This window comes from Enterobacter cloacae complex sp. IR5401, from assembly GCF_049238425.1.
In the GTDB taxonomy this organism is placed as follows: Bacteria; Pseudomonadota; Gammaproteobacteria; order Enterobacterales; family Enterobacteriaceae; genus Enterobacter; species Enterobacter hormaechei_C.
The window spans coordinates 1-2,927 of record NZ_JBMKHN010000041.1 but is presented as its reverse complement, the minus strand read 5'-3'; the positions used below and the strand labels follow the sequence as shown (position 1 = coordinate 2,927).

Here is a 2,927-nt window from a genome sequence, read left to right as displayed (position 1 = left end):
GAATGATGTCACGCTGAAAATGCCGGCCTTTGAATGGGTTCATGTGCAGCTCCATCAGCAAAAGGGGATGATAAGTTTATCACCACCGACTATTTGCAACAGTGCCGTAAGCTGCACCTCAAACCCCCGGATCAGGCTCTCCAGGCCATGCAGAAAGGCCTGCTCACCATCATCACTGTCCATAATCTGCAGCGCTTCCCGCAATAGCGGCGGCAGGTTTTCGTCCGGTGCTGCAGGGCGGTCGGTCAGGGCGGCAGTATGCTCCTGCTGCTCCAGTACGGCACCAAGGGTAAAATGACTGACCGCTGAAATCGCATATAACCCGTCGCGCAGTGAAAAGCCGTTTTCTGTCATAAAGCGTAACTGGGTTTCCACCGTATCATACTGTTTTTCATCAGGGCGGGTGCCGAGGTGCACTTTTGCCCCGTCACGGTAACGCAGCAGCGCCCGGCGGAAACTCATTGCATTATTGCGCAGAAATGACTGCCAGGATTCCCCCGCCGCAGGCAGTGAATAATCATGATGACGCGCCAGGATCTCCACCGCCAGCGCATCCAGTAACGCCCGTTTATTTTTCACATGCCAGTAAAGTGTCGGCTGTTCTATTCCCAGCTTCTGCGCCAGCTTGCGGGTCGTCAGCCCGTCAATCCCTGTCTCATTCAGCAGTTCCAGTGCCGCATCAATAACCGATTCTCTGTTCAGCCGTGCCATGACCGTCTCCTCCGATTTTCAGATTGACACTCTATCATTGATAGGGATATATTCCAACTCTATCAATGATAGGGAATTAACACAGGATCTGAAAAATGAATAAACCCGCTGTCATCGCGCTGGTGATTACACTGCTGGACGCGATGGGAATTGGTCTGATCATGCCGGTATTACCGTCACTGCTGCGGGAATATCTCCCGGAAGCGGATGTGGCAAACCATTACGGCATTCTGCTGGCGCTGTATGCGGTGATGCAGGTCTGTTTTGCTCCGCTGCTGGGCAGATGGTCAGATAAGCTGGGGCGCAGACCGGTGCTGCTGTTATCCCTGGCGGGTGCCGCGTTTGATTACACACTGCTGGCACTGTCCAATGTGCTGTGGATGTTGTATCTCGGGCGGATTATCTCCGGGATCACTGGTGCCACCGGCGCGGTTGCGGCTTCGGTAGTGGCGGACAGCACGGCGGTCAGCGAGCGTACCGCCTGGTTCGGCCGTCTCGGTGCGGCCTTTGGTGCCGGGCTGATTGCCGGGCCGGCTATCGGCGGACTGGCGGGGGATATCTCACCGCATCTGCCGTTTGTCATTGCGGCAATACTGAATGCCTGCACCTTTCTGATGGTCTTTTTTATCTTTAAACCGGCGGTACAGACAGAAGAAAAACCGGCGGAGCAGAAACAAGAAAGCGCAGGTATCAGCTTTATCACACTGCTTAAACCTCTGGCGCTGTTGCTGTTTGTCTTTTTTACCGCGCAGCTTATCGGGCAGATCCCGGCCACTGTCTGGGTATTGTTTACGGAGAGCCGCTTTGCCTGGGACAGCGCGGCGGTCGGTTTTTCACTGGCGGGACTCGGGGCGATGCATGCACTGTTTCAGGCGGTGGTTGCCGGGGCGCTGGCAAAACGGCTGAGTGAGAAAACCATTATTTTCGCCGGATTTATTGCCGATGCCACCGCGTTTTTACTGATGTCTGCTATCACTTCCGGATGGATGGTGTATCCGGTCCTGATCCTGCTGGCAGGCGGCGGAATTGCACTGCCTGCATTGCAGGGCATTATCTCTGCCGGGGCATCGGCGGCAAATCAGGGAAAACTACAGGGTGTGCTGGTCAGCCTGACCAATCTGACCGGCGTGGCGGGCCCGCTGCTGTTTGCTTTTATTTTCAGTCAGACACAGCAGAGTGCGGACGGTACGGTGTGGCTGATTGGCACGGCACTGTACGGTCTGCTGCTGGCAATCTGTCTGCTGATCAGAAAACCGGCACCGGTGGCGGCCACCTGCTGACCGGCGCTATACAGGCAGCGCTGTTGTGCGGTATGGTGGACGGCATTCGTGCTTATCGCCTGCCATGATAAGCCTCAGACACAGAGGAACCGTTATGAAATCACGCGCAGCAGTCGCCTTCGGGCCGGGTTTACCCCTTGAAATTGTTGAAATTGATGTGGCACCGCCGAAGAAAGGTGAAGTGCTGGTGAAAATCAGTCACACCGGGGTATGCCATACCGATGCCTACACGCTTTCCGGTGATGATCCGGAAGGTCTGTTCCCGGTGGTGCTCGGCCATGAAGGTGCCGGGGTGGTGGTTGAGGTCGGTGAGGGCGTGACCAGTGTGAAACCGGGCGACCATGTGATCCCGCTGTACACCGCCGAGTGCGGCGAGTGTGATTTCTGTACCTCCGGTAAAACCAACCTCTGTGTTGCCGTCCGCGAAACCCAGGGCAAAGGCGTGATGCCGGACGGCACCAGCCGTTTTTCGTATAACGGTCAGCCGCTCTATCACTATATGGGCTGCTCGACATTCAGCGAATATACCGTTGTGGCGGAAGTATCACTGGCGAAAATCAATCCGCAGGCCAATGCGGAGCAGGTTTGCCTGCTCGGCTGCGGCGTGACCACCGGGATCGGCGCGGTACACAATACCGCGAAGGTACAGGAAGGGGATTCTGTGGCGGTATTCGGCCTCGGCGGTATCGGGCTGGCCGTGGTGCAGGGCGCACGTCAGGCAAAAGCGGGGCGCATCTTTGCCATCGATACCAATCCATCCAAGTTTGAGCTGGCAAAACAGTTCGGCGCCACAGACTGCATTAATCCCAATGATTATGACAAACCTGTTCGGCACTGTTGCAAATAGTCGGTGGTGATAAACTTATCATCCCCTTTTGCTGATGGAGCTGCACATGAACCCATTCAAAGGCCGGCATTTTCAGCGTGACATCATTC

General features: G+C 55.8%; 2 protein-coding genes and 1 pseudogene. 2 read left to right on the top strand and 1 reads right to left on the bottom strand.

Annotated elements, in window-relative coordinates:
• Positions 1-54 precede the first annotated feature (54 nt).
• A complete protein-coding gene (tetR(D), locus tag ACOTX1_RS23665; RefSeq protein ID WP_000113282.1) occupies positions 55-711 on the bottom strand; it encodes a tetracycline resistance transcriptional repressor TetR(D) in 657 nt (218 codons plus the stop codon).
• A gap of 95 nt (positions 712-806) precedes the next feature.
• Between tetR(D) and tet(D) the strand changes: the two genes are divergently transcribed.
• Together tet(D) and ACOTX1_RS23655 are read left to right on the top strand one after the other, a co-directional pair.
• Positions 807-1,991 carry a tetracycline efflux MFS transporter Tet(D) gene (tet(D), locus tag ACOTX1_RS23660; RefSeq protein ID WP_001039466.1) on the top strand — a complete coding sequence of 395 codons (1,185 nt, stop codon included), beginning with the start codon at positions 807-809 and terminating at the stop codon, positions 1,989-1,991.
• A gap of 94 nt (positions 1,992-2,085) precedes the next feature.
• Positions 2,086-2,823 (top strand): annotated as a pseudogene (locus ACOTX1_RS23655) (alcohol dehydrogenase catalytic domain-containing protein); the annotation flags it as partial.
• Between the last annotated feature and the right edge of the window lie 104 nt (positions 2,824-2,927).